This window comes from bacterium (assembly GCA_018814885.1).
GTDB lineage: Bacteria > Krumholzibacteriota > Krumholzibacteriia > LZORAL124-64-63 > LZORAL124-64-63 > JAHIYU01.
On the sequence record JAHIYU010000150.1, the window covers coordinates 1 to 5,470 of the forward strand.

At 70.3% G+C, this 5,470-nt stretch carries 7 protein-coding genes; 1 reads left to right on the top strand and 6 read right to left on the bottom strand.

Annotated features, from left to right (window positions below):
- Nucleotides 1-107: 107 nt before the first annotated feature.
- Entirely contained in the window at nt 108-644 is a 537-nt protein-coding gene (locus tag KJ554_11485; protein MBU0742960.1) for a DinB family protein, read from the top strand.
- A 65-nt stretch (nt 645-709) separates the two neighbouring features.
- Here KJ554_11485 and KJ554_11490 read toward each other — a convergent pair whose 3' ends face one another.
- The 6 genes from KJ554_11490 to KJ554_11515 all read right to left on the bottom strand — a co-directional run.
- Entirely contained in the window at nt 710-1,495 is a 786-nt protein-coding gene (locus tag KJ554_11490) for an energy transducer TonB (GenBank protein ID MBU0742961.1), read from the bottom strand.
- Nucleotides 1,492-1,995 (bottom strand): biopolymer transporter ExbD, encoded by a 504-nt coding sequence (locus KJ554_11495; protein ID MBU0742962.1) that lies wholly within the window; start codon nt 1,993-1,995, stop codon nt 1,492-1,494. The genes KJ554_11490 and KJ554_11495 overlap by 4 nt, the downstream gene beginning before the upstream one ends.
- A 10-nt stretch (nt 1,996-2,005) precedes the next feature.
- On the bottom strand, nt 2,006-2,440 hold the full coding sequence (locus KJ554_11500; protein ID MBU0742963.1) for a biopolymer transporter ExbD: 435 nt from the start codon (nt 2,438-2,440) through the stop codon (nt 2,006-2,008).
- Between the two features lie 3 nt (nt 2,441-2,443).
- Nucleotides 2,444-3,160, bottom strand: a complete 717-nt coding sequence (locus tag KJ554_11505) for a MotA/TolQ/ExbB proton channel family protein (protein MBU0742964.1) — start codon at nt 3,158-3,160, stop codon at nt 2,444-2,446.
- A 99-nt stretch (nt 3,161-3,259) separates the two neighbouring features.
- Nucleotides 3,260-5,083, bottom strand: coding sequence for a tetratricopeptide repeat protein (locus KJ554_11510; protein MBU0742965.1), 1,824 nt, complete (start codon nt 5,081-5,083; stop codon nt 3,260-3,262).
- Between the two features lie 21 nt (nt 5,084-5,104).
- Nucleotides 5,105-5,470 (bottom strand): hypothetical protein (locus KJ554_11515; GenBank protein MBU0742966.1); only part of this gene is annotated, 366 nt, incomplete at its 5' end.

Genomic DNA, 5,470 nt, shown 5'->3' on the forward strand with positions numbered 1-5,470 from the left:
CGATCCGGCGCTGATCGACGAGATCGCGGACTTCTGAGGCTTGCGTGCTTATCATGTGATCTCTGGGTTCGCGCGAGATCCGCCACATCCGCCAGGGGAGATATTGCATGAACTGGACCGAACTTCTCACCGACGCCATCGAGGACAACTTCCGCGTCGCCGACAACCTGATGGCCATGGTCGACGACGAGGACCTCGACTGGAAACCCGTCACCGGCTCGAACTGGATGACAACCGGCCAGCTGCTGATGCACATGACGAATTCCTGCGGATTCTGCTGCCGCGGCTTCCTGACCGGCGACTGGAGCATGCCCGAATGCGACGGCGCACCGGAAGGCGAGGCGCCGGAACACGAGTCGATGCTGCCCCCGGCCGAGGCCCTGCCGGCCACCGGCAGCGTCAGGGCGGCGCGCGAGGCCCTGGCCGTCGACAGGCAGCTCGCCCTGGACACGGTCGCCCGGGCCGGCGAGCAGAAGCTGGCCAACGAGAAGGCGGCCGCGCCCTGGGACCCCGACCACGCGGAGCTTTTCGGGCGGCAGTTCCTGGGCATGGTGCTGCACTTGCAGTCCCACAAGAACCAGCTGTTCTACTACCTGAAGCTCATGGGGCGCGACGTGAACACGATGCATCTGTGGGGGATGTAGGACGATATCCCGGGGCCGCGCCCGGGGCAGTGCCCGGGGCGGTCCCGTCTCGCAGGGAGCGCGCGTCAGCGCAGCTTGAAGGTCACCGGCATCAGGACCCACACCTCGACCGGTCTGTGGTCCAGCAGGGCCGGCTTGAAGACGGCCGTCTTGGCGCACACGATGGCGGCGTCCCGCAGCATCTCCTGGCCATCCACCACGATGGCGTTCTTGATCTTGCCGTCCCTGCCCACGAGCACGCGCACGATCACCGTTCCCTCGACGCCGGCCGACATGGCCATCTGGGGGTAGACGGGCGGGTCGATGGAGATGCGGATGGGCTCCTCCTCGACGGCCACGAACTCGTCCGGCGAGGGGGAGACGTCGATGTCCAGCTCGACGACCAGGCTGCCGCCCTCGCCCGCGTCGAGGTCGTCGAGGGTGATGGGCGTGAGCGCCTCGGCCATCTCCGACACGGTGGCGATGGTGCGGCTCCGGGCCAGCTCGTCGGCGACCGGTTCGGGCACGCCGATGGACGGCGCCGCCGCGACCTCCGCGACGGCCTCGGCGACGCTGATCTGCGGCGCCGTGGGCCGGGCGATGGACGGTGGCACGCCCAGGTCGGTGTAGCGGACGATGCGGATCTCGCGCGGCGGCGGCTCCGGCTGCTGGCGGTGGCTCCAGAGCCACCAGCCCGCGAACAACAGGGCGCCCAGCAGCAGCGCGGCGCCGTTGGCCCACGACAGCCACTTCATGAACTCGCGCCGCAACGGGTGCGACTCGCCGGTCAACGGCAGGCGCGCGGCGTCCTCCAGGGAGTAGGCCCAGGGGATGTGGGGCGCGGCGGGCGCCGCCCTGTCCCGAACGCTCATCGCATGCCATCCAGCACGGCGTCCTCGCCTTCCTTCATGGGTATCAGGCTGAACCGCTCCATGTGGGCGTCCTCGAGCGCGTCCATCATGTCAACCATCGGTTCGTAACGCGCCTCGCGATGGATCTTGACCAGGACGATCAGGTCGGGGTTGGCCGCGGCGTTGGCCCGGAAGTCGTCGGACAGCCCGTCCCAGCCCACGGGCGTCAGCCCGCCGGTGCCGATCTTGTAGTACATGGACTCGTCGCGGTCCACGTAGACGGTCATCACGTTGGACTCCGGCACCTCGACCTTGGCGCCGGGCTCCGGCATGTTCACCTCCATGGCCAGGGGGCGGCGGAAGACCGTCGTGACCATGAAGAAGATCAGCAGCAGGAAGGCCACGTCCACCATGGGCGTCATGTCGATGCGCACGCCCACCCGCCGCCGGCGCGGCCGGACCAGCGTGGAGGATTCCTGCGGTTTCCGCTTGCCGCTCTCGGCGACGGCGACGTCGGCCATCGAGCCTCCTCTACGACGCCGGGGCGGGCGGCGTCCTCTTCTTGAAATCGGTCATCAGGTTGAAGCGCAGCGTCTTGGCCTCGGCCAGGGCGTCCATCAGGTCGGCCACGACGCCGAAGGCCGCGTCGCGGTCCCCCTTGAGCACCACCACGGCCCGCGGGTTGCGGCTGCGCCAGTCGACGACGGCCTGCAGGGCGTCGCGGGGCAGCAGCTCCTGGAGATCGCTGACCCGCTCGCTCGAGATGAAGATCCGCCCCTCCCGGTTGACCGTGAGGATGATCGTGTCGGTTTCCGGCACGTGGATCTCCGAGGACGAGCAGGGCAGGCGCACCGCCACCTGCTCCGGCGGCTTGAACTGGGTGGTGGACATGAAGAAGATCAGCAGCAGGAAGGCCACGTCCACCATGGGCGTCATGTCGATCCGGACTCGCGTGCGACGGGCCATGGCTCAGGACTCCTTCGCGCTCTCCAGCAGCTGGAGCACTTCGTACGAGGTCTCGTCGACGCGCGTGTTGAAGGCGTCGACCTTGGTCGTGAAGTAGTTGTAGAGCACCGTCGCGATGATGGCCGTGGTCAGTCCCAGCGCGGTGTTCACGAGCGCCTCGGAGATGCCCAGGGCCAGCTGCGTGGCGTCCGGCGCCCCCGCGCGGGACATGGCGTGGAACGAGCGGATCATGCCTATGGTCGTGCCCAGCAGCCCCAGCAGCGTGGCGATCGAGGCGATGGTCGACAGGGCCGTCAGGTTCTGCTCGAGATTGGGGCTCTCGAGGGCGCTGGCCTCGGTCAACGCGCGCCGCGTCTCGTCCAGGAGCTCCTTGTCCGACTTGGCCTGCGGTCGATGGTCGCGATAGCGTTCCAGCCCGGCGCCGATCACGTTGGCCAGGCTGCCGCCCTGCTTCTTGCAGGCGGCGATGGCGTCACCGAGGTCGCCGGCGTGGACGGAGTCCTTTATGGCGCGCACGAACGAGCCGACGTCGCCGCGTCCGCCCGCGCGCCCCAGGACGATGAAGCGCTCGATGGCGAAGGTCAGGGCCAGGAACAGGAAGGTCAGCCCCAGCACCAGCAGCGGCCCGCCCTGCTTGATGTACTGCGGCATGTTGGTCCAGATGAGCCAGGACACGCACACCGAGAGCACGAAGATGGGGATCAGGACGTAGTTCTTCATCAGCGGGATCTCCCTTCCTAACCCGGGTCATCCGTGCCGCGGCTCCGTCACGGACGATCCTTGCTGTTGAGGCGGCGCGGGGCGCGGCCGGTGCGGCGGTCAGCCGCCCGCGGCCCTGCTCCGGGCCTGTTCCAGGATTTCGGTTCCCTTCTCGAGCATGACGTTGTCCGGATCGATGCGGCGCGCGCGGTCGAAGGCGGCGGCGGCCGCGTCGAGGTTCTCCAGGCCGAGTTCGGCGCCGCCGAGCCCAGCCCAGCCGTCCGCGTTGTCCGGGTCGGCCGCGGTCGCCGTGCGATAGGATGCGGCGGCGCCCCGGTAGTCGGCTTGGCGCAGGCGGCAGAAGCCCAGGCCGCGCAGGGCCTTGGCGTTTTCGGGCTCCTTTTCCAGGACGCGCCGGTACTCCCGTTCGGCCGCGGCGATGTCGTCGCGCGCCGCGAGGGCCTGCGCCAGCAGCAGACGCCCCACGGTCAGGTCTTCGCGCAGCTCCAGCGCGCGCCGGAAGGAGGGGATGGCGTCGTCCAGCCGCCCGGCCTGGTACAGGGCGATGCCCAGGTTGAGATTGTAGGCCGGCGCGTCGGGGTTCAGGGCGACGGCGGCGCGGAAGCTGGCCACGGCGGCCGCGGCGTCTCCGGCGCGCAGGTCGACGACGCCGCGCTGGAAGGGGACCTTCGCTTCCTGCGGGTCCAGCGCGGCGGCGCGCGCCAGGCTGGTGTAGGCTTCCCGGTAGCGCTTCTGCCCGGTCTGCCAGGCGGCCAGCGCGATGAAGTCGTCGGCTCGCCAGTCGAGATCCGCCGGCAGGGACGCCATCAGCGCGGCGGCCTCGGCGAGGCCCTGCGCGTCGTCGCCGTGGATGGCCGCGCGCGCGAAGAGGAAGAGCGCGTCCTCGCGCCCGGGGGCCAGCTTGCGCGCCGCGGCGGCGGCCTCGGCGGCCTGCCCGGGGTTGCCGATCTCCAGGCAGCAGTCGGCCAGGGCGATCAGGGCGTCCACGTCGTCCTTCTCCTCCATCACGTAGCGCAGGTAGGTGCGGGCCGCCTGGTCGTAGCGCTTGGCCGCGCGCAGGAGATCGGCGAGGTCCTTCAGGACCGGGGCGTAGGTGGAGTCGGCCGACACGGCCCGCAGGTAGGTATCCCGGGCGTCGTCGTAGCGCCGGACCTTGCGGTAGAGGTTGCCGAGGGTGTGCAGCATGGGCGAGGTGGGAACCATGCCGGGGGCGCGCAGCGCCTGCTCGTAGGCGTCGATGGCCAGGGTCGGCGCGTTGCGGCGCTCGTAGATCTCGCCGACGAGCGTGCCGTATTCGGGTTCGGTGGGATTCAGGTGGAGGGCCAGCAGGGCCGATGTCTCGGCCTCGGTCACTTCGCCCCGACCGAGCTGGTAGAGGGCCATGCCGAAGCGGTACTCGTCCTCGCCCTCGGCCACGCCGTGCAGGCCGGCGCCGTGCTCCAGCTCGCGCAGGGCGTCGCTCCACTTCTGCTGGGCCAGCAGCAGACGCGCCCGGCCGTAGTGGGGTTCCCAGAGTTTGCCGTCGGCGTCCAGCGCGCGCGCGAACTCCTGGGCCGCCTCCTGATCGCGGTCCAGGCGCAGCAGCGTCAGGCCCAGGCCGGCGTGGGCCTCGGCGTAATCGTCGCCGCCGGATTCCAGGGCGCGGCGGTAGAGCGGCTCGGCGTCGTCGTAGCGTCCTTCGCGCATGGCGATTTCGCCCAGGCCGAACAGGGCGCGCGGCACGTGGTGTCCGTTGTGCACCGCTTCCTCGAAGAGCGCTTTCGCCTCGGCGAGGCGGCCGCCGGCGAGGGCCTTTTTGCCGAGGCGCAGGGGGTCGGTGTCCATGGTGTAGACGGGCCGATCAGCGGACGCGGGACCTGGCGCGACGACGGCCAGCAGCAGGACCGTCGCCGCGAAGAGGCGGCATCGTCTGGATACGCTCATGAGACAGTCCTCCCTGCGGGGTCATTCGCCCACGGGTTTCCGGGTGAGGATGATCTCTCTCAACACCCGACTGTCCGGCAAGTATCCCGCGCGCTCGATCTGGCGTTGACCGCGCCCGCTGGCGAGATGGGTCAGGAACTTGGCGGCCTGCAGACCGCCGCCGGCGCGGCACGCCGCGTAGAGGCGGTGATGCAGACCGTAGCTGCCGTCGGCGATGGCCTCGCGGGTCGGCGCCGCGGTTTCCGCCGCATCCTCCTGGCGCCAGGCCAGAGTCGTCACGCCGGCCGCGTCGAGATCGTCCGGGAGGGTCAGCGTCGAGGCGAGGCCGAGGGCGCCGCCGCCGTCGCGCACGGCCGCGCGCACGGCCGCCGCATCGGGCAGGAAGAC